Here is a 22,785-nt window from a genome sequence, read left to right on the forward strand (position 1 = left end):
AATCTAAGTCGTCAGCCCTGCATCTCGGTGGCCACGAACTCCTTGAGGAAGGACCGGAAGTCCGGACCAAGGTCCTCGCGCTCGCAGGCCAGTCGGACGATAGCGCGAAGGTAGTCCGCGCGGTCGCCCGTGTCATAACGGCGGCCCTTGAAGAGCACACCGTGCACCGGACCGCCGGCCGTCTCGTCACGGGTGGCGAGCTCGCGCAGGGCGTCGGTGAGCTGGATCTCGCCGCCACGGCCGGGCGGGGTCTCGCGCAGCACGTCGAAGACGGCCGGGTCGAGGATGTAGCGGCCGATCACGGCGTAGTTCGACGGGGCGTCAGCCGTCTCGGGCTTCTCGACCAGGTCGGTGATCCGGAAGACGTCCTCGCCGAAGCCGTTCGCCTTGACGGCGGCGCAGCCGTACAGGTGGATCTGCGCGGGGTCGACCTCCATCAGCGCGACGACCGAGCCGCCGAGCTCCTGCTGCACCTCGATCATGCGGGCCAGCAGCGGGTCGCGCGGGTCGATCAGGTCGTCACCGAGCAGGACGGCGAACGGCTGGCCGGCCACGTGCTGTTCGGCGACCGAGACGGCGTGGCCGAGGCCCTTGGGGTCGCCCTGGCGGACGTAGTGCATGTTGGCGAGGTCGACGGACTCCTGGACGCGGCGCAGCCGGTCGAGGTCGCCCTTGCGGGAGAGCAGCTCCTCCAGCTCGTACGCGCGGTCGAAGTGGTCCTCCAGCGCGCGCTTGTTGCGGCCGGTGACCATCAGTATGTCGGAGAGCCCGGCGGCGGCCGCCTCCTCCACGACGTACTGGATGGCCGGCTTGTCGACGACCGGCAGCATCTCCTTGGGGGTCGCCTTGGTGGCCGGCAGGAAGCGGGTACCCAGCCCTGCGGCGGGCACCACGGCCTTGGTGACAGGGATGCGGGCGTTCGTCTGCGTCATGCGTCGACCTTACTAAGGCGCGATTCCGCCGAGCCGAGGGCAGGGTTGACCAGAGATGAATCCCAACCGGTCAGGATCCCCCCTCACGCGTGACGGTCACAGCGGAAGCGGTGTGGGCGGTACTGACGGAGGAGCGGGCGGCCCCTCCGGCACAGACGGACAGATTACCGGTGATTTCCGGAGCTTCGTCCGCCGTGTCCCCTGCTGCGCCGTGGGCCTTGTCCCGCACGGCCGAGCCCGGCTCGTCGAGGGCGCTGACGTGCTCGAGCGGGTGCCCGCGCGGGTGCTCGTCCGGGTGGTCCCGTGGTCCCTCGCCGGTGCCGCGCCAGCAGTCGCCGCCCGCCGCGCGGGCCCTGGCCAGGGCGAGGTCGGCGGCGCGCAGCAGCAGGGCGGCGTGGCCGCCGTCGCCGGGCAGTACCGCGATGCCGACGGCCGCCGTCAGCCCGTTGCCGCCGACCGGGCGGCTCGGTTCGGGCCCGGCGGCCGACCAGTCCAGCAGGCGGTGCCGCCGGACCGACCAGCAGAGCCGCTCGGCGACGTGCACCGCGCCGTCGAAGCCGGTGTCCGGCAGGACGACCAGGAACTCCTCGCCGCCGTAACGGGCGAGGGTGTCGGTGCGCCGGATCTCCACGCCGAGGCGCTGGGCGAGGTCCCGGAGTATCGTTCCGGCCCGGCCGCGCCCGTGTTCGGCGACGATCGCGTCGAACCCGGCGATCTCCAGCATCAGCAGGGCGAGCGGCGGCGGCTCCTCGCCGTGGTCGGCCCGGCGGGTCCGCTCCACCTCCCGGCCCAGGGTGAGCTGGAGGTGGCGGTAGTTCCACACGCCGGTGAGCGGGTCGCAGGAGGCGGTGCGCTGCAGGGTCGCCCGTTCGACCTCCAACTCGGCGATCTGCTGCCGGAGTACGGCCTCCCGCTGCCCCGCGCCCGCCGCGACCCGGCGCAGCCGCAGCCCGGCCACCGCCGCCGTGGCCAGCGCGGGAGCGCTGAGCAGGGCGAGGGCCTGGACCAGGAGTGGGCTGGATGGGCTGGACATACCGGTTCCCTTCCACGTGTCAGGTTGCGTGCGAGCTGCGTACGGGCCGCGTGTCAGGCTCTGCTCGGTCGGCGAGCGCGCCGAGGGAGCGGAACAGGACAGAGGAGCATCCATTGCACAACGAGAAGCGCGAGTTGAGGTCACGCCTGCTGACGGACCGCCGAGAGCTGCCCCCCGAATGGCGTGAAACCGCCGCCGCCGCTCTCGCGGAGCACGCGGCCGGGCTCGCCGAACCGGGCCGTACCGTCGCCGCGTACGTCTCGGTCGGCACCGAACCGGGCACCCGGCCGCTGCTGGACGCGCTCCGCGCCCGGGGCGTACGGGTGCTGCTGCCCGTCCTGCTGCCCGACAACGACCTGGACTGGGCCGAGTACCAGGGCGCCGGGCAGCTCGCCCCGGCCGGGCGCGGGCTGCTGGAGCCGACCGCGCCCCGGCTCGGGCCGGGGGCGGTCACCGAGGCCGCGCTGGTGCTGCTGCCCGGCCTGGCGGTGGACCGCCGGGGCCGGCGGCTGGGCCGGGGCGGCGGCAGCTACGACCGGGTGCTGGCCCGGCTCGCGGCGGCCGGGGCGCAGCCGGTACTGGTGACGCTGCTCTACCCGCAGGAGCTGCTGGACGAGGTGCCCGCCGAGCCGCACGATCTGCCCGTGGACGCGGCGGTCACCCCGTCGGGGGTCGTCTGGATCAACCCGCGCTGAGCACCAGCTTGTTCTTGGTGGCCTGCTCGACCTTGTCGGCCGAGTAGGCCCAGGGCAGCAGCACGCCCTTGGCCCAGAGGGCGGTCTGGTCGTCGTAGTTGGGGTCGAAGGCGTGCCCGGAGGCACCGCCGACGTTGATCCAGCGCGAGGCGTTGAAGTCGCCCAGGTCGACCACCATCCGCATCGACGGCACCCAGTCGACCTCGTACCCGGCGGCGGCGTTCCAGCCGGACGCGTTGACCGCCGCCGAGCCGCCGTCGAGCTGGTACGGGCCCCGGTTGAGGAGCTTGTGCACCAGGCCGGACGCGATCGAGGAGTTGTCCGTGCCGAGGGTCTGCTCCTTGAGGGTCAGCGTGTGCAGCCGGCCCCAGCTCCAGGTCGAGATGTCCTTGCTGAGCTTCGAGGTGAGGTCCTGGCGGGCGTTCTTCATCGCCTCGGCGAGCAGGTTGGCCAACCCGTGCTGCGGGCGGTGGTCGGAGTCGATGTAGTCCCACCAGCTGCTCTGCGGATTGGCGAGCTGCTGGCGCACGACCTCCGTCCAGCGGTCGCCGCCGTCCGGCTGGGCCTTGGAGGGGGCCCGGGTGCCGCACTGGGTGACGGTGACGGTGTTGTTCAGCGCGTCGTCGGGCATCGTCGGGTCGCTCTTCTGACGGACCAGCAGGCAGTCGCCCTTGGCCCGCAGGTCGGCCGGGAACTTCTGGCCGAAGGCGAGGATCAGCAGCTGGCGCCAGACGCCGTTGTAGTAGGCAGCGGCGGCCGAGGAGGCGTCCTGGTGGTAGTTCCAGTCCTTCAGCAGGTTCTGCGCCTCACGGACGTACGGGTCGGTGATGTTGACCTTGAGCAGCAGCGGGACCAGGGTCTGCGCCATCACGCTGGTGTTGTCCAGCTGCATCTGCTGCATGTCGTCCGGCGAGATCTTGCCGCCGTTCTTGAGGCGGCTCTCGATCTGGTCGGTGATCTCCTTGGCCCGGGTGCCGTACTCCCAGTCGGTGGTGAGCAGGTACGGGTAGGTCGGGTCGACCACGGCCTGGTTGGCGGTGACGATGTAGCCGCTGGCCGGGTTGTAGCTGTAGGGCAGCGCGGTGAACGGGACCGGGTCCGGCTTCCAGTTGTAGGAGGAGTCCCAGCCGGGGGCGGGGTAACGGCCGTCGCCCTTGCCGCGGATCGGGATCACGCCGGGGGCCTGGTACCCGATGTTGCCCTGGGTGTCGGCGTAGATCAGGTTCTGCGCGGGGACGGCGAAGTCCTTGGCGGCGCCCCGGAAGTCGCTCCAGTTGGCGGCCCGGTCCAGCTCGAAGACGGCGTCCATGGTGTTGCCGGGCTTGAGGGCCGTCCACTGCAGCGCGACGCCGTAGCCGGACGCGCGGTCCGGCGCGGCGTTGCCGACGGGGGCGTACTTGCCGATGTCCTGCTGCTCGGTGCTCTGGTCCGAGATCAGCGGGCCGTCCTTGGTGGTGCGGACGGTGATGGTGCGGTCGGCGCCGCCGGCCACCTTGATGGTCTCCTTGCGGCTGTCGAAGTTCACGTTCTGGCCGTCCACCAGGTAGGTGTCCGGGCCGGTGACCTTCTCCAGGTAGAGGTCGGCGACGTCGGCGCCGAGGTTGGTGAAGCCCCAGGAGATGTTCTGGTTGTGGCCGATCACCACGCCGGGCATGCCCGCGAAGGTGAACCCGGTGACGTCGTACCCGCAGCTCGGGCCGACCGTCCGGCAGTGCAGGCCCATCTGGTACCAGACCGAGGGCAGCTCGGGCCCCAGGTGCGGGTCGTTGGCCATCAGCGGCTTGCCGGTGGTGGTGTGGCTGCCGGCCACCACCCAGGAGTTGGAGCCGATGCCCTGGCCCTGCGGGCCGAGCAGCTGCGGCATGCCCGCCATGTTGTCCGAGAGGCCCTGCATCAGCGCCTGGGTGGTGGCCCGGCCCTGCGCGAGCGAGGAGGACGGCGGCGGGGTGGCCGAGCCGTCGGCGGGCTTGTAGGTGCCGTCGACGACCTTGCCGGTCTGCTTCACGATGGTGCCGTTACGGGCGTACGGGTAGTCCGGGTAGAGCTGGGCGATCTTGTCCGGGGTGAAGTCCTGGGACAGCAGCGAGCGGTCGATCTCCTCCTGCAGGTTGCCCGAGAGGCTCCAGGCCATCGCCTTCAACCAGGCGACCGAGTCGACCGGCGTCCACTGCTCGGGCTTGTAGCCGCCGTGCACCGCGCCGAGCAGGGTGTACTCCACCGAGGCGCTGGCACCACCGGGGTGCTGGGCGAGCCAGGCGTTCACGCCGTCCGAGTAGGCCTGCAGGTTCTTCTTGGTCTCGGCGGAGAGCTTGGTGTCGTACTCCTGCTGCGCGACCCGGCGCCAGCCCATGGTGCGCAGGAAGGTGTCGGTGTCGACCTGGCTCGATCCGAACATCTCGGAGAGCCGGCCGGAGGTGATGTGCCGGCGGACGTCCATCTCCCAGAACCGGTCCTGGGCCTGGACGTAGCCCTGGGCGCGGAACAGGTCGGCGGAGGTGTCGGCGTACAGCTGCGGGATGCCGTTGGCGTCCCGCTTCACGTCGACGGGGGCGGACATGCCGGCCACCGTGACGCTGCCCGCCACCTCCGGGAACGAGGCCCGGACGGTGCTCACGGCCCAGTACCCGCCGCCGCCCACACCGGCGACCAGCAGGACCACCAGTAGGAGCACGAACAGACGGGCGCGCCGGAACTTCTTCTTCGAGCGGGGCATCTGGTGGGTCCTTGGCTGGGGGGCGACGGCCGTGACAGGTCACCACATTAGGGCGACTCGGGTGGCGGACATGCACGGGGGACGTCCACGGTTGGATCAGGTGGACCCTATCGGGCCTTGCTGAGGGACAGCCGGTGACCACCTGATGATCACCGGGTCACCAAAGAGCAGGTAAAATGTTAGACTGAGTAACGAACTCGCGGCTCCGGGCGAAAGCCCCGGACTCGCGGGTTCCGCGACGCCTCCCTCGCCCGATCACTCCTCCGAGGTGCCACTGCGTGACCGTCGACCACCTGAACCGCCTCCTGCTCGAGTTCTCCGTGATCCTCCTGTTCGCGGTGGTCGCCGTGCGTTTCGCGACCCGCTCAGGGCTGCCCAGCCTGCTGATCTACCTCGGGATCGGCGTCGCCCTCGGCCAGAACGGCCTCGGCGTCACCTTCAACAACGCCGAGCTGACCCAGGTGCTCGGGTACGCGGCCCTGGTGGTGATCCTCGCCGAAGGCGGGCTCAAGACCAGCCTGCGGGCCATCAAGCCGGTCCTGCCGGCCGCCACCGTGCTGGCCACCTTCGGCGTCGCGGTCAGCGTCTTCATCACCGCCGCCGGAGCCCACTGGCTCGGCGGCTTCGACTGGCGGGTCTCGCTGCTGCTCGGCGCGATCGTCTCGTCGACGGACGCGGCGGCGGTCTTCTCGGTGCTGCGGCTCGTCCCGCTGCCCGCCCGGCTGACCGGCCTGCTGGAGGCGGAGTCCGGCTTCAACGACGCGCCCGTGGTGATCCTGGTGGTCGCCTTCGCCACCACCGGACCGCTGGACTCCTGGTACGTCCTGGTCGGCACGATCATCGGCGAGCTGGCCGTCGGCGCCACCGTCGGTTACGCGGTCGGCAAGCTCGGCTCGTACGCGGTGAAGCGGATCGCGCTGCCCTCCTCCGGCCTCTACCCGATCGCCGTCATGTCGCTCGCGCTGCTGGCGTACGCGGGCGGCGCGCTGCTGCACGGCTCCGGCTTCCTCGCCGTCTACATCGCCGCCGTACTGCTCGGCAACGCCAAGCTGCCGCACGGCCCCGCCGTCCGGGGCTTCGCCGACGGGCTGGCCTGGATCGGGCAGATCGGCATGTTCGTGGTGCTCGGCCTGCTCTGCAACCCCGACACCATGGGGTCGGCGATCGTGCCGGCGCTGGTCATCGGCGCCGTCCTGGTCTTCCTGGCCCGACCGGTCTCGGTACTCCTGACGATGACACCGTTCCGGCTGCCCTGGCGCGAGCAGGCCCTGCTCAGCTGGGCCGGGCTGCGCGGGGCGGTGCCCATCGTGCTGGCGACCATCCCGCTGGTCGCCGACATCCCGCAGGCCCAGGAAGTCTTCAACATCGTCTTCATCCTGGTGGTCGTCTTCACCCTGCTCCAGGGCCCGACCCTGCCGTGGGTCGCCCGCCGGCTGCGGATCGGCGAGGGCTCGCTCGGACAGGACCTCGACATCGAGTCGGCCCCCCTGGAGCACCTGCACGGACAGCTGCTCTCGGTCTCGCTCTCCGGCACCTCCCGGATGTCGGGCGTCGAGGTCAGCGAACTGCGCCTGCCCGCCGGATCGGCCGTGACCCTGGTGGTCCGCGAGGGCACCAGCTTCGTACCGGACCGGGCCACGGTGCTGCGGGCCCACGACGAGCTGCTCGTGGTGACCACCGAGGAGGTCAGCGAGGTGGCCGAGCGACGGCTGCGCGCGGTGGACCAGGGTGGAAAGCTGGCCGGCTGGCTGCAGGGGCGCCAGGTGCACTGACCCGTGAGGTTGGGGGCAGGGGTCAGTACAGCTAGGGCATGGGGAACGCCCTGGGTTCGTGTGTTTTGCGCTACGTTCACCTTCGGTTATCGGGGAAATTGCCCCAGATCACGTAGTATCAAGGGGAACTTCTGTATCGGCTGGTGAATCACACCGGCTGGGAACGACTGAACACCCGCAACATCTGCCTGAAGCAGAGTTGGCGCGACCGCTCGGCGGCTGCGGTCCGGGGCGAAAAGGCCCATCGGATCCGGTATCACCCCGGTCGACGCGCGAGAGGACGACTCTCGGCGCCGTCGGGGCCACCCATGCCCCGTCCGCGCTACCAGGCAGCAGGAAGGCATGACCGTGACGGCCCGCCGAACGGTCGAATCCCCCGAGTCCGAGGGGTCCCCCACCCGCGTTGGCTACGGTGCGCTACTCCGCACCCCCGGCGCCTGGACGTTCCTGGTCCCCGCCCTCGCGGCGCGGCTCCCGTACGCGATGCTCAGCCTGGGCATCGTGCTGCTGATCCTGGACACCAACGGCTCGTACGGCACCGCCGGTACGGTCGCGGCGGTCTCCGCCGTCGCGCAGGCGTTCGTCGGCCCGCAGACCGGGCGGCTCGCCGACCGGTTCGGGCAGGCCGCCGTGCTGGTGCCCAGCGTCGTCGTGCACGCGCTCTCGGTCGGCGCCCTGATCGCGCTGGCCCTCGGGCACGCGCCGGTCTGGACGCTGTTCCTGGCCGCCGCGCCCGCCGGGGCGAGCGTGCCGCAGATCGGCGCCATGGTCCGGTCCCGCTGGGTCGGCAAGCTGTCCGGTGACTCGCCGGACGCCTCGCCGCAGAAGCTGAACACCGCCTTCGCCTTCGAGTCGGTCACCGACGAGTTCACCTTCGTGGTCGGGCCGGTGCTCGCCACCGCCATCGCGACCGGCATCGCGCCCGCCGCCGGACTGATCGCCGAGGCCGCGCTGACCGTGGTCGGCGGGCTGGCCTTCGCCGCGCAGCGCCGTACCGCCCCCGCCCGGCACCCGCACGTCCCCGGCGCCCGCCGGGCGTCCGCGCTCGCCTCCCCCGGCGTCCGGCTGCTGGCCGCCTCGTTCCTGGGCGTCGGCACGGTCTTCGGGGCCATGCAGGTCTCCGTCACGGCCTTCGCCAAGGCGGCGGGCCAGCCCGGCGCCAACGGCCTGGTCTACGGGATCTTCGCGGGCGGCAGCATGCTGGCCGGAGTGCTCTACGGCATGGTCGCCTGGCGGCGCCCGGCCCGGCAGCGGATGCTGGGCAGCTACGCGCTGCTGGTGCTGGGCTGCTCCACGCTGTGGGCGATGCCCAACCTGACCGCGCTCGCGGTCGCCGGGCTGGTCTGCGGACTCGCCATCGCGCCGACGCTGATCACCGGCTACACGCTGGTCGAGACGCTGGTCGCGGACGGCGCCAAGACCGAGGCCTTCACCTGGCTGACCGGTGCGATCGGGCTCGGCCTGGCCGCCGGGTCCACCGTCGCCGGACAGCTGATCGACGGCTACGGCACCTCGGCCGGGTTCGTCGTCCCGGTGGCCGGGGCCGGGCTGGGCCTGATCGCCCTGGTGTCGCTGCGGCGGCTGCTGGTCCCGCCGAGCACGCCCAGCCGGACCGTCGCGCGCAGCACCGTCCAGGCGCAGCTGGTGGGGGCTTCCAAGGGCTGACACCCGGAGCCGCCGGGGCACGCCGGGGACGCGTCGGGGGGCCGCCGGGGGCACCTCGGGGCACGTCACACCTGGGGCGCTGGACTGATCCAGCGGAATGCCGCATCATTGACCGTCGTTAGCACTCATCAGGCGAGAGTGCCAGGGGGAAGTGCAGGAGGAAGACAAGTGCCCACGTACCAGTACCAGTGCACCGAGTGTGGGAACGGCCTGGAGGCGGTGCAGAAGTTCACCGACGACGCGCTGACCACGTGCCCCGAGTGCCAGGGACGGCTCCGCAAGATTTTCTCGGCCGTGGGTGTGGTGTTCAAGGGCTCGGGCTTCTACCGGACCGACAGCCGCTCCTCTTCGACCAGCTCGGTGACCGGTTCGGGGTCGTCGTCGGGGTCCTCCTCGTCGACGTCCACCGCCGCACCGGCGGCGGCCACCGCCTCCGCGTCCACCAGCACCTCCACGGGCAGCAGCAGCGCCGGCTCGGCGAGCTGACACCTCGGCCTTACGCGTACCCCTCGGCCTGGCGCCGTCGCGATCTCGCGGCGGCGTCAGGCCGTTCGGCGTTGCGGTGCCCGGTGCTGCGCCTATCGGGTCGGCGCCGTTGTCGGCGTCGTGGTGCCCGGTGTGGTCCCTCTTGTGGGTGACCAAAGTTATCCACAACCCCGTGGTTGTCCACAGGGAATGGCGGGTTGATTCCCGGTTCCGGGCTGTGGGCGCACTCTGATCTCGCGAACTTCGTTCCGAGTCCGAGGCGGTGTCCCACCCATGAGCACGCAGCTGGAGCCCCTGCTCCCCCGTCTTCCCCGTCCGCACCCGTCGCCGCCCGCCCGGGCGACCGTGCCCGCCTTCGCGCCCGCCGTGCCGCCCCGGCGGGCCGTCCCCGCCTTCGCGCCGATCCGGCGCGGTTCGGGTGGACGGCACCGGCTCCGGCAGGCCGTCCGGCACCGGCCCGGGGTGCTGGCCGCCGGGCTGCTGGCCACCGCCACCGCACTCACCGCCGGGCCGTTGAGGCCCGGCCCACCGCCACCCACCGCCACCTCGGCCGCAGCGGGGGTGTCCGGCGCACCGGGCACAGCACCCCGCTGCCCCGGGCCCACGTCAACCGAGCGGCGACAGCTCCACCCGTGACCTCGCCCGGCCGGCGGCGTTCAGCGCGGCATGAAGGGCTTCAAGGAATTCCTGCTCCGCGGCAATGTCATCGACCTCGCCGTCGCCGTGGTCATCGGTGCGGCGTTCACCAACATCGTCAACGCCTTCGTCAAAGGCGTCATCAACCCCGTCGTCGGCCTGCTCGGGAGTGAGGACCTGGCGTCGTACTCCACCTGCGTCAAGGGCCCCTGCTTCATGGACGAGACGGGCAGCGTCACCGCCGGCGTCTACCTCCAGTGGGGGTCTGTCCTCAGCGCCGCCCTGCAGTTCGTGATCACGGCCGCTGTCGTCTACTTCGCCGTCGTCGTCCCCGCGAAGCGCGTCATCGCCTACCGCCGACGGCTGCCCCCGGAGGTGGCGGTACGGGAGGCGGCTGTCCCGGAGGCCGCTGTCCCGGAAGAAGCCAAGGAGGTCGCCCTGCTCACCGAGATCCGCGACGTGCTGGTCCGCCAGCGCTGACGCCGCCACCCTCGATCGTCCCGCTCACCCCGCTCACCCGTGGTGCGGCGGTCGCTGGCTCACGTACCAGTCCAGTCCGCGCCCACCGCCACCGCCCGAACCCGGACGCTCGCCCCAGCCGCTGTCCGTGTCGTCGCTGGTCTGCCGGTCCAGCGGGTCGGCAAAGATCAGCTTCGCCTTCTGCTCCGGCTGCTGACCCTGCTGCTCGGTCTTCTCTGTCTGCTGCTCGCCCATGTCCTGCTCGCCCATCTGCCCTGCTCCTCCGTCCACCGACACATCCCCTCCAGCGTAGGCCCGCACAACAGCGGACCCCGGTACGGGCGATCGCCGTACCGAGGTCCGTGCGGGGCCGTGCTGGGCATGCAGGCCGTGCGAGCCGTGCGTCAGGCGGCCTCGAAGCCCGCGTGGTCCGCGATCTTCTTCAGCTCGGCCAAGGCGTGCTTCTCGATCTGCCGGATCCGCTCCCGGGTGAGACCGTGCTGCTTGCCGACCTCCGTCAGCGTGCGCTCGCGGCCGTCCTCCATCCCGTAGCGGGACCGGATGATCGAGGCCGTCCGGTCGTCCAGGCGGCCGATCAGGTCGTCGAGTTCCTCACGGCGGAGCATGACCATCACGGCGTCCTCCGGGGACGTCGCACCGGTGTCCTCTACCAGGTCACCGAACTGCGTCTCGCCCTCGTCGTCCACCGACATGTTGAGGCTGACCGGATCACGGGCCCAGTCCAGCACGTCCTTGACCCGCTGCTCGGTGGTGTCCAGCTCCGCCGCGACCTCGGCGGGGTCGGGCTCACGCCCCAGCTCCTTCGCCTTCTCGCGCTGCACCCTACGGATCCGCCCGAGCTCCTCGACCAGGTGCACGGGCAGCCGGATGGTGCGCGACTGGTCGGCTATCGACCGTGTGATCGCCTGCCGGATCCACCACGTCGCGTACGTGGAGAACTTGAAGCCCTTCGCGTAGTCGAACTTCTCGACCGCGCGGACCAGACCGGCGTTGCCCTCCTGGATCAGGTCGAGCAGCGGCAGGCCGCTGCGCGGGTAGCGCCGGGCCACCGCGACCACCAGCCGGAGATTGGAGCGGATGAAGACGTCCTTGGCCCGCTCCGCGTCCTCGGCTATGACCTCCAGCTCCTCCCGCTTCGAACCTTTGGGCAGCGTGCCCTCCGCCAGCAGGTGCTGGGCATAGACGCCGGCCTCGATGCGCAGCGACAGTTCGACCTCCTCGGCGGCGTCGAGCAGCGGCGTCCTGGCGATCTCATCGAGGTACATGCCGACAAGGTCGCGGTCGGCCTCATAGTTGGTCGGGCGGGCCGAGCGAGTCCGGTCGGCCCTGTCGCGAACGACGGCACGAGTGGCCATGCTTGCTCCCTTGCTGCTGGTGCCGATCTGCCTGGGTTGTCGCCCCTGTCCGGTTCCGCTGTCCGGCTGCCTGTCGGGCTGCCGCCCAGCCGGGGAAATCCGGGGCGAGCAGAGATGGGGCAATAGAGATGCGGGCCTCTCCGAGGCTCACACGTAACGATCCAACGCACAGAATTCGGACAACATTCCCAACTCGCCCAGATTCCTCGTTCGATGCAGTATCCTGCGGAATTTCTCCCGTGATCATCAACCGCGCGTGACAGCCCGACGACCTGGAGTGTCACCACCCGCCTCCGTATCCGAGCAACGAACAACACCGGCCATCCGCATCCTCTCCGCACAAACGATGCCAAATCGCTATCCCTCCGGAGCCGGATCCGACCCTCCCCCTGGGAAGGTGTCAGCCATGCACCTGTCCACCGACGGCACTCGCGCCGGCTCCGACCCCGGCCCCACACCCGGCGCCGGCACCTCCGGCGCCGAGGTGGCCCGCGCCCTCCAGCGCCACCGCCTCACTCTCAGGTGGTCGGCTCTGGCGCTGGGCTGCACCGTCCTGCTCGGCGTGCTGCTCGCACTGGTGGAGAGCCACTGGGGGCCGCTGGCCCGAGCGGACCAGGGGTGGACCGACGGCCTGCACCGGTTCGCCCGGGTCCACACCGCGTGGACGGCGTCGATGCAGACGCTCACCGACATCGGCGGGCCCGTCACCATGCGGAGCCTGCTCGCCGTGGCCGCCGTCTGGCTGTGGGCGATCGGCGCCCGGATGCTGGCGGGCTGGGTCGCCGCCCAGGCCCTGGTCGGCTGGCTGGCCGAGTCGGCGGGCAAGGCCGCCGTCGGCCGCGCCCGGCCGCACTTCACGGACCCGATGTCACAGGCCTCCGGTGCCTCCTTCCCCTCCGGCCACGCACTGGCCGCAGCGATCACCTGCGCCACCCTGGTCGTCCTGGTCTGGCCGCAGGCCAACCGGGCGGGGCGGGCCGTGGCCTGCACCGTCGCCGCACTGGCGATCCTGACGGTCGGGTGGACCAGGGTCGCCCTCGGCGTGCACTGGCCGAGCGACGTGGTGGCGGGCTGGCTGACCGCCGGGGTGGTGCTCGGCGGGGTGACAGTGCTGGCCGAACTCTGGCGGCCCGGCGCACTCGCCCGGGACGTCCGCCTGGTCAACTGGCGAACCAGGCCCCGGGTGCAACGCGTCCTGGTGTCCGGGGGCGATGTGGATCCTGACGATCAGTGAGGAAGGTCACATCACCGTCGTGATACCCCGGGGAAGGGATCAGGGACGTGGTGCATCATCGAGATTCGTCCGTATGGACACCATTTAAATGCCCCCAAATCCGGGCATTAGGCCCAGATTTGCTCCTACCCCGTCCGACGGCCGGGACGCTGACCAGCGCAGCGAGATCTCCCGCACACGACACCGCCCTCCCCACGAAGTGCCGAGGTAGGGCAGACTTCTCCGGCTGGGTACACCTGTACCCGGCCCGGGGGAACCAAGCACGACGGCGCGGACCGAGCCGGTCGTACGAGGCAGGACCGGCTCCGTACACCGAGGGACCGTCTGAACGGCGCTGCGGAGCACCCGCAGCTCCACCGCCCAGGCACCGAGTGACGGGGGTCCGATGACCATGCACACGACGGGCGAGCCCCACGGCTCGTACGGCGACCCGCCGACCATGTCGTTGCGCCAGATCCCGCCGCAGCCCGGTTACGCACCCACCGCAGCGCCTGGTCCCGTCCCCGGCCCGCGTCAGTCCCAGCAGAAGCCGCAGGCCGCCCCGGCCTCCGCCGGCCGCAACGGTCTGATCATGGCCATCGGCTCGCTCGCCTCCCGCGCGCTCGGCTTCGTCCGGAGCGCGATGATCGTCGCAGCGCTGACCACCGGACCGGTCGGCGACGCCTTCAACGTCGGCAACTCGCTACCCAACATCGTCTACATGATGCTCATCGGTGGCGTGCTGGCCTCGGTGTTCGTCCCGGAGCTGGTGCACGCCGCGCAGACCCACAAGGACGGCGGCGTCGCGTACACCGACCGCCTGCTGACCATTTGCGGCGTCATCCTGGTGATCCTGACCTTGGCGGCGGTGTTCGCCGCACCGGCTATCGTCAGCTTCTACGCGCCGGACTACACCGGTGCCCAGCGCGACCTGACCATCGCGTTCGCCCGCTACTGCCTGCCGCAGATCTTCTTCTACGGTGTGTTCACCCTGCTCGGCCAGGTGCTCAACTCCCGTGACCGGTTCGGCGCCATGATGTGGACGCCGGTGCTGAACAACGTGGTGGCGATCGGCGTCTTCGGCCTCTTCATGCTGATCAGCAACGAGGCGCCGAAAGCAGCCGAGCAGATTACCTCGGGGCAGACGCTGCTGCTCGGCGTCGGCAGCACCTTGGGCATCGTCGTCCAGGCCCTCGCGTTGGTGCCCTCGTTGCGGTCCGCGAATTTCCGGTGGCGACCGCGCTTCGACTGGCGGGGCGCCGGGCTCACCAAGCCGCTGCGCGCGGCCGGCTGGGCGCTGGCCCTGGTCGCCGCGACCCAGATCTCGTTCTCGGTGATCACTCGGCTGGCCACGAGCGCCGGCGCCGCCGGCAAGAACCTGCACCTCCCCGGCGTCGGCATATCCGCCTACAGCAATGCCTACCAATTGTTCGTCGTCCCGCAGGGCGTCATCACCATCTCCCTGGTGACCGCCCTGCTCCCGCAGATGTCCCGCTCGGCGGCGGCCGGCGAGTTGCAGGAGATCGGTGCCACGCTGGCGGGCACGCTGCGTACCTCCGCCGCGATGATCATGCCTGCGACGGTGCTGTTCGTGGCGTTCGCGCCCCAGATCTGCGCGGTCGCCTACGGCTACGGCAACAGCAACTCCGCCGACACGATGGTGATCGCGCAGGCTCTGATCGCGTTCGCGATCGGGCTGCCCGCCTTCTGCGCGCAGTACGCGCTGGCCCGTGGCTTCTACGCGATGGGCGACGCGCGTACACCGTTCTGGCTGACGGTGGTCACCACCGGTACCAACGCCGGGCTGTCCTACGTCGCGTCCCTGGTGCTCTCACCGCGCTGGATCATCATCGGGATGGCCGGCGCGCAGACCGTCGCCTGCCTGCTGAGCATCGTGATCACCGGGTGGGCCCTCGGCCGCCGCCTGCGGCAGGCGCCCGCCGCCGCCCGGCCCCGACGGGCCGCCCCGGAGATGACCCTCGAACTGAACACCCGCGACCTGGGCACCCGCCGCGCACGCTCGCGCAGCGGGCTGGACGGCGGCCGGGTGATCACCCTGCACCTGGCCCTCGCACTCGCCTGCCTGCCCGGCGCGCTCGCCGGGCACTGGATCGCCACCAACTGCGGCAGCGCGCTCGGCGGCGGCCCGATCGGCAACCTGGTCGGCTTGATGGCCGGCTCGCTGACCGTGCTGGTGTCGCTCTTCGTACTGGCCCGCCCACTCGGCGCCGGTGCGGCGGTCGCCCCGCTCGCCCGCAAACTGCGCATACCGTACAAGGCCCCGGCTCCGGCGCCCGTCAACGGGGGCAAGCACCGCCGCTAGGGTCCGGGCCGGGCGACGCAAAAGGCCGCCAGGACTGCCTTGCTGTCCTGGCGGCCTTCGTCTCAAGGGCGGAGCTGTGGTCAGCTGACGGTCAGGGTCAGCGGGCCGGCCAGGGCCGAGTAGCCGTCGTTGTAGAGGTACCAGACGGCGTACGTACCCGGGCCGGAGAGCTTGCTGGTGTCGAAGGTCAGGCTGCCGCTGCTGTTGGGCGCGTACTGCCAGGTGAGGGAGGACTGCTGGCCCGGCGTCACGCCCACCGGGTAGATCCCGATCCAGTTGGTCGAGCTGGTGCTCGCCGTCGGCGTCGAGTACTGGAAGGTGACGCTCGAGCCGTTGGAGACGGTCGGCGTGCCGGTGGTCAGCGTGGTGGTCGGGGCCGGGGTGGAGCTGGGCACGAACGCGTCGTTCATCGGCGTCGCGTAGGTGTCGTTGGCGGTGATGCCGGGGAGGCCGAGGGCAGCCTCGATGGTGCGGGCGGTGCTGTAGTGGTCGTACCGGGTGGTGCTGGTGGTACCAGCCGGGACGGTGCCCTGGGAACCGACGACCATGGTGGCCACGTGGTTGCCCGGGTTGCTGGTGTCCTCGTCCCAGGTGAGGATCAGCAGCGACTTCTGGGTGGTCCAGGCCGGGGACTGCATGATCGGCGCCAGGCTCTGCTTCAGCCAGCCGTCCTGGACCTGGAGGCTGGTCGCGTTGCCGTTGCCGGAGGCCTCACCGTCGTAGTAGTCGTCGGCCGCGATCCAGGAGAAGTTCGGGGTGGTGGCCGCGCTCTTCAGGTCGGTGGTCAGCTGGGTGGTGTCGAAGAGGTGGGCCGCGCAGCGGGCCGGGTTGCCGCTGACGTCGGTGTAGTTGATGAACGGCGCGTCGTCCGGCATGTACTTGGCGTCGTACTGGGTGGTCAGGTTGCACGGGGTGCCCATGCCCTGCTCGTACGCCTTCCAGGTCTTGCCGGCCGCCTCGACGGTGTCACCCAGGTTGGTGCCCGGGCTCTTGATGTTGGGCCAGTAGGTCGGACCGGTGACGACGGTGTCGCCGCCCGCGACGGCCATGTAGTTCTCGTCGCTGGGGTGGTAGACCGCGTGCTGGTTGGTCATGTTCGCGCCCTGGGCCATCAGGCTGTGGATGAACGGCGTGTCCGCCGGGTCGCCCATCACCGCGGTGTAGTCGGTGTTCTCCATCATGACCGTGAAGACGTGGTCGTACCCGGGCACCTTGGAGACCGGCGGGGTGAGCGCGGCCGCCGTGACGGGGGTGGAGAGGGTCAGCGAGAGGTTGTCCAGGTAGCCGGACTCGCCGGAGCTCTGCAGGAACTGCACCTCGACCAGGATCGAGCGGGTGCCGGACGGAACGGCGCCGGTGCTGTTGCGGGCCAGGAACGAGGTGGTGTTGGAGCGGTCGGCCGCCGAGACGGTCGGCAGGGTGGCGGTGGAGCCGAGCTGGCCGCCCGAGCCGTTCTGGAACTGCAGCGAGACCTGGGCGTAGCCCGCGTAGCTGGTCCAACCGCCGAGCCAGCCGGACAGGTTGTAGCTGACGCCGCCGCCGTCGATCGCGGAGGCCGCCGAGGAGACGTCGACGGTCTGCTGCATCGCGCCGTCGCCCTGGTTGCCGGGGGCGAAGAACGCCTTGCCGGGCGTCGCGCCGCTCGGGTAGCCGAAGCTCGCCACCGAGTGGCAGACGACGTCCGGGTTGCCGGACAGGACCGTCCAGCCCGGCATGGTGCTCGCGGCGGTCCAGTCGGTGGTGCAGTAGCCCGCCTCGGCGTCACCGTTCACGATCAGGTTTCCGCTGGTGGTGGCCGCGCCTGCGGGTGTCACCACCACGAGCAGCGCACCGAGCAGTGCGAGAACGCTACCGAGCGCTCGCCAAAGAACTCTCATATCCGGGAACCCATCCGGTTGATGTGAACATCGTCATTGACGAGTCATTGATAGCGGCTCCGGCTGGCGGTCGTGGGAACAATGGACCAACGGGCCGTGGACGGGGGCGGGCTGGGGTTCTGCGGTCGCCGTCTCAGTGCTGGTGGTGGGCTTGGCTCTGGTCGCCGTGGCTGCTGTGGCCGCTGTGGCCGTGGCCCGGGTCGGGCGAGCCGCCCATCATGCGCAGCATGGCGGGTCCGCCGGTGCGCCAGAAGCGGATCAACAGGGCGGCCGCCAGGGTGAGAAAGGCGAGGTTCAACCAGGTGGTGTAGTTCCAGGAGACGCCCTCCGTCGGGAGCTTCGCCTCGGACTGGTCGGGCACCAGACCGAGGCCGCCGAAGACGAACTCGACGAGGTAGCCCGCGACGACCATGGCGGTGTAGCAGGTGGCGAGCAGGAAGGCGGCCATCCGACGGCCATAGTACTTTCGGTAGATGTTGAGGATCGGCAGGATCAGCAGGTCGGCGAAGATGAACGACACGACACCGCCGAAGCTGATCCCGCCCTTCCAGAGCACCACCGCGAGCGGCACGTTGCCGATCGAGCAGACGAAGGACAGCAACGCCACCAGCGGGCCGATCAGCGGGCCCCAGAGCTTGGCGGCGAGCGGGTGCCCGGCGAAGAAGAAGGAGTGCCAGAAGGAGTCCGGCACCCAGGCCGCGACCGCACCGGCGATCAGCAGGCCGACCACCAGGTCCCTCAGGATCGCGGCCCACTCCATGACGAACACATGCGCGACCGAGGTGTAGCCCTCGCGGGAGAACAGCCTTCGGGCGAACGGCCCTTCACGCCGCACGGACATGTCCATCGCCGCGTGGCCCTCCATCGAGCCGGCCAGCCCGCGCTCCGCCTGGCGACGGGCGTCGTCCAGCAGCCGTTGCCGCAGGAGGAGCCGGAACAGCACCGCGAGCACCACGATCATGACGGGCCCACCGACGAACTCGGCGGCGGTGAACTGCCAGCCCATCAACAGGGCCAGAATCACCCCGAGTTCCACCACCAGATTGGTGGAGGCGATCTCGAACGCCATCGCGGCGGTGAAGTTCGCCCCCTTCCGGAACAGCGACCGGGCGAGCGCCACCGCAGCGTACGAGCAGGAGGACGAGGCGGCGCCGAGCGCGGCGGCGAGCGCGAGGGTACGGGGCCGGTCGTCACCGAGCAGCCGGACGACGGTCGACTTGCGCACCACCGCCTGCACGACGGCCGACAGGGCGAACCCCAGGACCAGGGCCCAGGTGATCTCCCAGGTCATCGAACCGGTGATGGACAGTGCGTGGAGGATCGCGTGCATGGTGGTCCGCCTTCCCTCGGCTGCCGCTGCGCAATCCAGAACCGTATACCCCGACGGGGTATTTCCCTCGGAGGCACGGCCTGCCGGGTCACCCGCCCCAGCGACGCCAGTCGCGGACCACGCCGTATCCGAGAGCCACTGCGCCCAGGCACCAGATCACGCCATCGGTGTACTGCCCGGCGGCTGCCCTGGCCGCCGTGACGCACCACCCGTAGAGGTCGAGCAGTGCGATCGGCAACAGCAACGCCCGCTTGGCCCGAGCGGACTTGAGGGGGTTGCTCATCGGAACCGGCAGCGGAGTCTCAGCGCGACCCAGTCGACCCGCCGCCGGAGCTGGCCGAGCAGCCGGCCGCTCCGCTCCTGCGGCGCCGGGAGGGTGCCGGCCGGGGTCGGTGAGCCACGCCAGAACCGTCGGATCCTTCGATTCACTGATGGTGCCTCTGTGAATGGCCAAGGCGTGGTTCGCCCAGGCGATTCGGCACTTCTACAGCCCGGTCGGCGGCCCGGTCCAGCGGCGCCGGCCAGGGTGGAGAGCTGCGGGTCCGGCGAATCCGTGCCGTACCGATGGCGCGGCCGACGCCAACCCGTGGGCCGCCGAAGGCGGTTGTCCCCCGCTCGTCCCGGCCTGGACGAGCGGCGGTCCGACCGGCTCCCACGATGTTCCCAGGAAGTCGCAACGCGGACGTGATCGATCCGTTCGGCGATGGTTAGACCCCACCGGACACGCCTCCGGGCTCTCGACGTGCAGGCGTTCGATCAGGTTGCCGAATCCGGGATCAGCCGGATGCCGCGCCGCAGTCGCGGGGCGTGCGAGCGGGGCGCCGTATCAGGGCCGGTCGGGACCAGCCGCCGGGACGGTCGCCCCGGCCAGGACGAGAGCGGCGACGGCGATCGCCGTACGGCGTGGCGCGAGCCGGACCGGCTCGTCCAGCGCCGCCACGGCGTGTCGGCTGCGCAGGGCCTAGTCCTCCGCCTGCGGCAGGCTTCCGAGCACGAACTCGCCGACGCTGGACTCCGCGAGCGGATCCAGCCCGGTCGCGGCGGCGAAGGTGCCGGCGTCGCCGCCGCCGAGCGCGCAGGGGGCCAGCCCCAGTGCGGTGGCCACCCCGTAGAAGGTCGCGTAGAGCGCGCCGACATCCTTCAACAGCACTGCGTAGCCCATGTTCTGGTACTTCCACATGAGCCGGCCGAACCGGGCGGCGACCACCAGCAGCACCTGCGGCGACTCGTCCATGACCGCCGTGTAGCGGGCCATCCGCACCAGCTGCCGGACGGCCGCCGGCTGCGCCGGGACCAGCTCCAGGCCGTGGCCGACGGGGTCGTAGTGGTACATCCCGGCCGCCAGGCCGTCGACCCGGCTGACCACCGGGTAGATCTCCAGCTCGTACAAGGCTCCCCCGCCCGGGTAGGGGCGCCGGGAGAGCTCCTGGGTGCCGTCCGACATCCGGTCCCGGACCCGGGCCGCGCGGTACAGGAACTCGCCGAGCTGGTCGAGCGTCAGCGGACGGCCGCCGTCGTGCGCGCGGTGCGAGGCGCGCCGCTCCAGCACCTCGCCGTGACTCATCTCGAAGAGTCGTCCAGTGGCCGCTGCCGGAACCGGCAGGGCGATCCGCTCGCCGCCGAACGACGGATGCTCCAACGGCAGCGGTTGGTGGCGCTCCTTGGCCCAGCAGGAACCACCGTAGGGCAGGTCCGGGCGGCCCATCCGGGTCCGGTGGTGGAACCACAGCTCGTGCGGGCTCCACTGGTCGGTCTCGAGCTGCTCCTCCTCGCTGCCGGCCGCCACCAGGAAGCCGTACTCGACCAGCAGCGCGCGCACCGCCCTCGCCAGCTCGCCGTCTGCGGAGGGCGCGGCGACCAGGCCCAGAAGTTCGGCCTCGTGCAGCCGGAACTCGGCTCCTGCGCACGGCGATTCGAGCACCAGGTCGGTACCTTCGCGGCGCAGCACCGCGAATCGGGAGAGCACCAGCTCGGCGTCCTTGCCGGGCGCCGTCACCGGGCGCCCCCACTTGATCTGACGAACCGTCAACAGACTTCGCCCGCCCGCCGCCAGGTGCAGCCAGAGCAGGCCGTCCTGACTGAGCCGTCGGCGCAGTCCCTGCAGTGCGAAGGTGCCGACCAGGTCACCGTCGGCCGCACCGAGCAGCTCCGCGAAGTCCGTCTCGCCGTCGGCGAGCCGGCTGAGCGCCGCGCGGACGGCCGGGCGCAGCTTGGTCAGGCTGAGCACACCGTTCGGGCCGACGATGATCGCGGCGCTGTCGCCGTCGAGGTGCAGCGTACTGTCGGGGCGTAACCGCAGGGTGGTACGTGGGGAGTCGGACGGGAGCACGAGCGAACCTTTCCAGGGGACGACGGGCTTGGTGGCGGCACGGCGAGCCGGATCGGCGGCGGCAGCCGGTTCGGGGGAGCCCGGAAGGAGGGTGCAGACCTTGGACTCTCTCCACGGCGGGCGCGCCAACCCTGCCCGCGAGCACCTACCGGAACGCCGCAGGCCCTCCGGCCCGGGTGGGCTGAAGGGCCTGCGACCTGCGCGTTCTCTGTGCCCCATGCAGGATTCGAACCTGCGACACCGGCTTTAGGAGAGCCGTGCTCTATCCCCTGAGCTAATGAGGCGGGGGCTTGTCGGAAACCTTGTCGGAAACCCAGGAGTGGATCTCTGGCTCGGTTGGCACAAACGCCCTGGCCAGGCGGTGTGTGAGCGCTTCCGGTGGCACCTGGCAGGTGTACCGGACCGAGCCCGCAGCGGGACAGCCGACTGACCGATGACAGACTAGCGGATCGCACCGCCGGAGATCTCCCCAGTTGCGAGCTCACCTCCACCCCGCGCGTCGCCATGCCTCTGACGTGCACGTTCGTCGCGCTGCGCGTTGCGGATCCGGTCCTTCGCCCTGGTGCTTTCAGCCCGGGCCCGACCCCCGGTGTTCGTTCCGAGCAGATCGCCCCCACCGGGCCTGGCCGAGCGGGCCGGCCAAACGCCGGTCCAGGGCGATCCTCACTGTCTACGATGGCCAGCGAAGGTGATGCCGACCAGATAGGGCAGCGGACGTGCGACGGCTGGGGGAGCTGGAGGCGGAGATCATGGACCGCCTGTGGGGTTGGGGCCGGCCCGCGACCGTCCGCGAGATCGTCGACGATCTCAACAAGCAGCGCCCCCTGGCGTACACCACGGTGATGACCGTGGCCGACATCCTCCACGGCAAGGGACTGCTCCGCCGCGAGAAGGAGCGACGGGCCTGGCTCTACGAGCCGACCCGCAGCCGCGAGTCGTACACGGCGGCCCTCATGCAGGACGCCCTCGGGGCGAGTTCCGACCGCTCCAGCGCCCTGGCCCATTTCGTCGAACGGATCACCCCGGACGAACAGGAGGCCCTCCGCCAGGCTCTGCAGTCGCTCACCAGCGGCGAGCCGGAGTGATCGGTTCCATCGTCCTGGGCGAGTATGCGGCGGTCGTCGGGTACGTCGTTAGCGCCGGACTTCCACCGTCCCACGCGGGCTCAGCTCGCCGATCCGGTCGATGGTGGCGGTGGTGAGCACATGGAGCGGGGAGAAGTCGAAGAACGTTCCGGACGGCAGCCCGATGGCGTGGACGTCGACTTCGGCATCCACGCCCGCGTGCAGGACCTCGTCGGGGTGGGCGCGGTCGAGAGAGGCGTTCGGTGGCGGCTCAGCGGTGAGGGTGACCGCGCGCCCGACGATCTCCGACAGACCGTCATGGCTGATTTCTGCGCCGTCCGGTCCGGTGATCCGAATTCCGCCGTCGGTCGTCACGGCCGAGAGCGTCAGCAACCGCCGCCAGAGACGCGGGTTCTTCGCGCTGGCCACCTTGCCCGTCTCCGAGTCGAGCAGCGCAAGCATCCGATCCGCGTCGATGCCACGTCCGGCCGACGAGACGCTTCGGACCTTCATCCGTTCCTCCTGGCAACTGCTCGACCGCAACCTGCGCATGCTGCACGCCGCCCGCCGAGCCCTGCCGGCGGAAGCGGTCCACGATCACCACGTCGGCATCCTGTCGGCGCTGGAACGACTCATCACCCGAGGGCGGCAGAAAGGAGCATTTCGGGACGACCTCCCCTCCCACTGGCTGGTCGGCACCATCTACGCCCTGGTGCAGGCCGCCGGAGACCAGGTCGAAGCCGGCCAGTTCACCTCCGAGGAGGCCCTCGGCGCTCTCGAGGCGACCCTCGTCTCCGCTCTCCGGCAGCCGGACGCCTGAGACCGGCCCGTACGGCGTTCCGCCCGCACCGGCAACGCCGCGTCCTCCGCCGAAGCGGACTG

Annotated in this window: 20 protein-coding genes and 1 tRNA gene; 10 read left to right on the forward strand and 11 right to left on the reverse strand. The window is 70.8% G+C overall.

The window, feature by feature from the left end; all coding sequences use genetic code 11:
- Positions 1-11 precede the first annotated feature (11 nt).
- Together galU and P3T29_RS13350 are read right to left on the reverse strand one after the other, a co-directional pair.
- The gene (gene galU, locus P3T29_RS13345; RefSeq protein WP_280716610.1) at positions 12-932 is read right to left on the reverse strand and encodes a UTP--glucose-1-phosphate uridylyltransferase GalU; all 921 of its coding nucleotides are present in this window, start codon (positions 930-932) and stop codon (positions 12-14) included.
- Between the two features lie 70 nt (positions 933-1,002).
- Positions 1,003-1,965 carry a GGDEF domain-containing protein gene (locus P3T29_RS13350; RefSeq protein WP_280716611.1) on the reverse strand — a complete coding sequence of 321 codons (963 nt, stop codon included), beginning with the start codon at positions 1,963-1,965 and terminating at the stop codon, positions 1,003-1,005.
- A 134-nt stretch (positions 1,966-2,099) separates the two neighbouring features.
- Here P3T29_RS13350 and P3T29_RS13355 point away from each other — a divergent pair, with 134 nt between their 5' ends.
- Entirely contained in the window at positions 2,100-2,660 is a 561-nt protein-coding gene (locus P3T29_RS13355; RefSeq protein WP_280716647.1) for a 5-formyltetrahydrofolate cyclo-ligase, read from the forward strand.
- On the opposite strand, the gene P3T29_RS13360 is transcribed toward P3T29_RS13355, so the two are convergent.
- Positions 2,647-5,373: a penicillin acylase family protein gene (locus tag P3T29_RS13360; protein ID WP_280716612.1), complete on the reverse strand. Its 2,727-nt coding sequence runs from the start codon at positions 5,371-5,373 to the stop codon at positions 2,647-2,649. The two genes, P3T29_RS13355 and P3T29_RS13360, sit on opposite strands and share 14 nt — an antisense overlap.
- Positions 5,374-5,651: 278 nt before the next feature.
- On the opposite strand from P3T29_RS13360, the gene P3T29_RS13365 reads away from it, so the two are divergent.
- The 5 genes from P3T29_RS13365 (at position 5,652) to mscL (ending at position 10,412) form a co-directional block, all read left to right on the forward strand.
- Positions 5,652-7,145, forward strand: coding sequence for a potassium/proton antiporter (locus P3T29_RS13365; RefSeq protein WP_280716613.1), 1,494 nt, complete (start codon positions 5,652-5,654; stop codon positions 7,143-7,145).
- Positions 7,146-7,493: 348 nt separating this feature from the next.
- Positions 7,494-8,810 (forward strand): MFS transporter, encoded by a 1,317-nt coding sequence (locus P3T29_RS13370; protein WP_280716614.1) that lies wholly within the window; start codon positions 7,494-7,496, stop codon positions 8,808-8,810.
- Between the two features lie 168 nt (positions 8,811-8,978).
- Positions 8,979-9,296: an FmdB family zinc ribbon protein gene (locus P3T29_RS13375; protein ID WP_280716615.1), complete on the forward strand. Its 318-nt coding sequence runs from the start codon at positions 8,979-8,981 to the stop codon at positions 9,294-9,296.
- A gap of 273 nt (positions 9,297-9,569) precedes the next feature.
- Positions 9,570-9,932 carry a hypothetical protein gene (locus P3T29_RS13380; protein ID WP_280716616.1) on the forward strand — a complete coding sequence of 121 codons (363 nt, stop codon included), beginning with the start codon at positions 9,570-9,572 and terminating at the stop codon, positions 9,930-9,932.
- Positions 9,933-9,962: 30 nt separating this feature from the next.
- Complete coding sequence (gene mscL, locus P3T29_RS13385; RefSeq protein ID WP_280716617.1) at positions 9,963-10,412, forward strand: large conductance mechanosensitive channel protein MscL; 450 nt, start codon at positions 9,963-9,965, stop codon at positions 10,410-10,412.
- A 33-nt stretch (positions 10,413-10,445) separates the two neighbouring features.
- Here the strand turns inward: mscL and P3T29_RS13390 are convergent, their stop codons facing one another.
- Positions 10,446-10,661, reverse strand: coding sequence for a hypothetical protein (locus P3T29_RS13390; protein WP_280716618.1), 216 nt, complete (start codon positions 10,659-10,661; stop codon positions 10,446-10,448).
- A 134-nt stretch (positions 10,662-10,795) separates the two neighbouring features.
- The gene (locus P3T29_RS13395) at positions 10,796-11,677 is read right to left on the reverse strand and encodes a sigma-70 family RNA polymerase sigma factor (RefSeq protein WP_280716648.1); all 882 of its coding nucleotides are present in this window, start codon (positions 11,675-11,677) and stop codon (positions 10,796-10,798) included.
- Positions 11,678-12,173: 496 nt separating this feature from the next.
- Here P3T29_RS13395 and P3T29_RS13400 point away from each other — a divergent pair, with 496 nt between their 5' ends.
- Together P3T29_RS13400 and murJ are read left to right on the forward strand one after the other, a co-directional pair.
- A complete protein-coding gene (locus P3T29_RS13400; RefSeq protein ID WP_280716619.1) occupies positions 12,174-13,001 on the forward strand; it encodes a phosphatase PAP2 family protein in 828 nt (275 codons plus the stop codon).
- A gap of 385 nt (positions 13,002-13,386) precedes the next feature.
- Positions 13,387-15,303 (forward strand): murein biosynthesis integral membrane protein MurJ, encoded by a 1,917-nt coding sequence (murJ, locus tag P3T29_RS13405; protein ID WP_280716620.1) that lies wholly within the window; start codon positions 13,387-13,389, stop codon positions 15,301-15,303.
- An 80-nt stretch (positions 15,304-15,383) separates the two neighbouring features.
- Here murJ and P3T29_RS13410 read toward each other — a convergent pair whose 3' ends face one another.
- The 5 genes from P3T29_RS13410 to P3T29_RS13430 form a co-directional block, all read right to left on the reverse strand.
- Positions 15,384-17,180, reverse strand: coding sequence for an alkaline phosphatase family protein (locus tag P3T29_RS13410; protein ID WP_280716621.1), 1,797 nt, complete (start codon positions 17,178-17,180; stop codon positions 15,384-15,386).
- Between the two features lie 133 nt (positions 17,181-17,313).
- Positions 17,314-18,510, reverse strand: coding sequence for a permease (locus tag P3T29_RS13415; RefSeq protein ID WP_280716622.1), 1,197 nt, complete (start codon positions 18,508-18,510; stop codon positions 17,314-17,316).
- A gap of 88 nt (positions 18,511-18,598) precedes the next feature.
- The gene (locus P3T29_RS13420) at positions 18,599-18,793 is read right to left on the reverse strand and encodes a hypothetical protein (protein ID WP_280716623.1); all 195 of its coding nucleotides are present in this window, start codon (positions 18,791-18,793) and stop codon (positions 18,599-18,601) included.
- Positions 18,794-19,471: 678 nt separating this feature from the next.
- The gene (locus P3T29_RS13425; RefSeq protein ID WP_280716624.1) at positions 19,472-20,839 is read right to left on the reverse strand and encodes a SagB family peptide dehydrogenase; all 1,368 of its coding nucleotides are present in this window, start codon (positions 20,837-20,839) and stop codon (positions 19,472-19,474) included.
- 211 nt (positions 20,840-21,050) lie between these two features.
- Positions 21,051-21,123 (reverse strand) — tRNA-Arg (locus P3T29_RS13430).
- Between the two features lie 432 nt (positions 21,124-21,555).
- On the opposite strand from P3T29_RS13430, the gene P3T29_RS13435 reads away from it, so the two are divergent.
- Positions 21,556-21,924, forward strand: coding sequence for a BlaI/MecI/CopY family transcriptional regulator (locus tag P3T29_RS13435; RefSeq protein WP_280716625.1), 369 nt, complete (start codon positions 21,556-21,558; stop codon positions 21,922-21,924).
- A 48-nt stretch (positions 21,925-21,972) separates the two neighbouring features.
- Here P3T29_RS13435 and P3T29_RS13440 read toward each other — a convergent pair whose 3' ends face one another.
- Positions 21,973-22,416: a hypothetical protein gene (locus P3T29_RS13440; RefSeq protein ID WP_280716626.1), complete on the reverse strand. Its 444-nt coding sequence runs from the start codon at positions 22,414-22,416 to the stop codon at positions 21,973-21,975.
- Here P3T29_RS13440 and P3T29_RS13445 point away from each other — a divergent pair.
- The gene (locus P3T29_RS13445) at positions 22,379-22,723 is read left to right on the forward strand and encodes a hypothetical protein (RefSeq protein WP_280716627.1); all 345 of its coding nucleotides are present in this window, start codon (positions 22,379-22,381) and stop codon (positions 22,721-22,723) included. The two genes, P3T29_RS13440 and P3T29_RS13445, sit on opposite strands and share 38 nt — an antisense overlap.
- Positions 22,724-22,785: the final 62 nt, after the last annotated feature.

The organism is Kitasatospora sp. MAP5-34 (genome assembly GCF_029894335.1).
Lineage (GTDB): Bacteria > Actinomycetota > Actinomycetes > Streptomycetales > Streptomycetaceae > Kitasatospora.

What these genes read in the sequence shown, in the direction of transcription:
- galU (WP_280716610.1), bottom strand. Translation starts at nt 932, where the DNA reads ATGACGCAGACGAACGCCCGCATCCCTGTCACCAAGGCCGTGGTGCCC.
- P3T29_RS13350 (WP_280716611.1), bottom strand. Translation starts at nt 1,965, where the DNA reads ATGTCCAGCCCATCCAGCCCACTCCTGGTCCAGGCCCTCGCCCTGCTC.
- P3T29_RS13390 (WP_280716618.1), bottom strand. Translation starts at nt 10,661, where the DNA reads ATGGGCGAGCAGGACATGGGCGAGCAGCAGACAGAGAAGACCGAGCAG.
- P3T29_RS13445 (WP_280716627.1), top strand. Translation starts at nt 22,379, where the DNA reads ATGCCACGTCCGGCCGACGAGACGCTTCGGACCTTCATCCGTTCCTCC.
- P3T29_RS13360 (WP_280716612.1), bottom strand. Translation starts at nt 5,373, where the DNA reads ATGCCCCGCTCGAAGAAGAAGTTCCGGCGCGCCCGTCTGTTCGTGCTC.
- P3T29_RS13380 (WP_280716616.1), top strand. Translation starts at nt 9,570, where the DNA reads ATGAGCACGCAGCTGGAGCCCCTGCTCCCCCGTCTTCCCCGTCCGCAC.
- P3T29_RS13410 (WP_280716621.1), bottom strand. Translation starts at nt 17,180, where the DNA reads ATGAGAGTTCTTTGGCGAGCGCTCGGTAGCGTTCTCGCACTGCTCGGT.
- murJ (WP_280716620.1), top strand. Translation starts at nt 13,387, where the DNA reads ATGACCATGCACACGACGGGCGAGCCCCACGGCTCGTACGGCGACCCG.
- P3T29_RS13440 (WP_280716626.1), bottom strand. Translation starts at nt 22,416, where the DNA reads ATGAAGGTCCGAAGCGTCTCGTCGGCCGGACGTGGCATCGACGCGGAT.
- P3T29_RS13400 (WP_280716619.1), top strand. Translation starts at nt 12,174, where the DNA reads ATGCACCTGTCCACCGACGGCACTCGCGCCGGCTCCGACCCCGGCCCC.
- P3T29_RS13415 (WP_280716622.1), bottom strand. Translation starts at nt 18,510, where the DNA reads ATGCACGCGATCCTCCACGCACTGTCCATCACCGGTTCGATGACCTGG.
- P3T29_RS13420 (WP_280716623.1), bottom strand. Translation starts at nt 18,793, where the DNA reads ATGAGCAACCCCCTCAAGTCCGCTCGGGCCAAGCGGGCGTTGCTGTTG.
- P3T29_RS13395 (WP_280716648.1), bottom strand. Translation starts at nt 11,677, where the DNA reads ATGTACCTCGATGAGATCGCCAGGACGCCGCTGCTCGACGCCGCCGAG.
- mscL (WP_280716617.1), top strand. Translation starts at nt 9,963, where the DNA reads ATGAAGGGCTTCAAGGAATTCCTGCTCCGCGGCAATGTCATCGACCTC.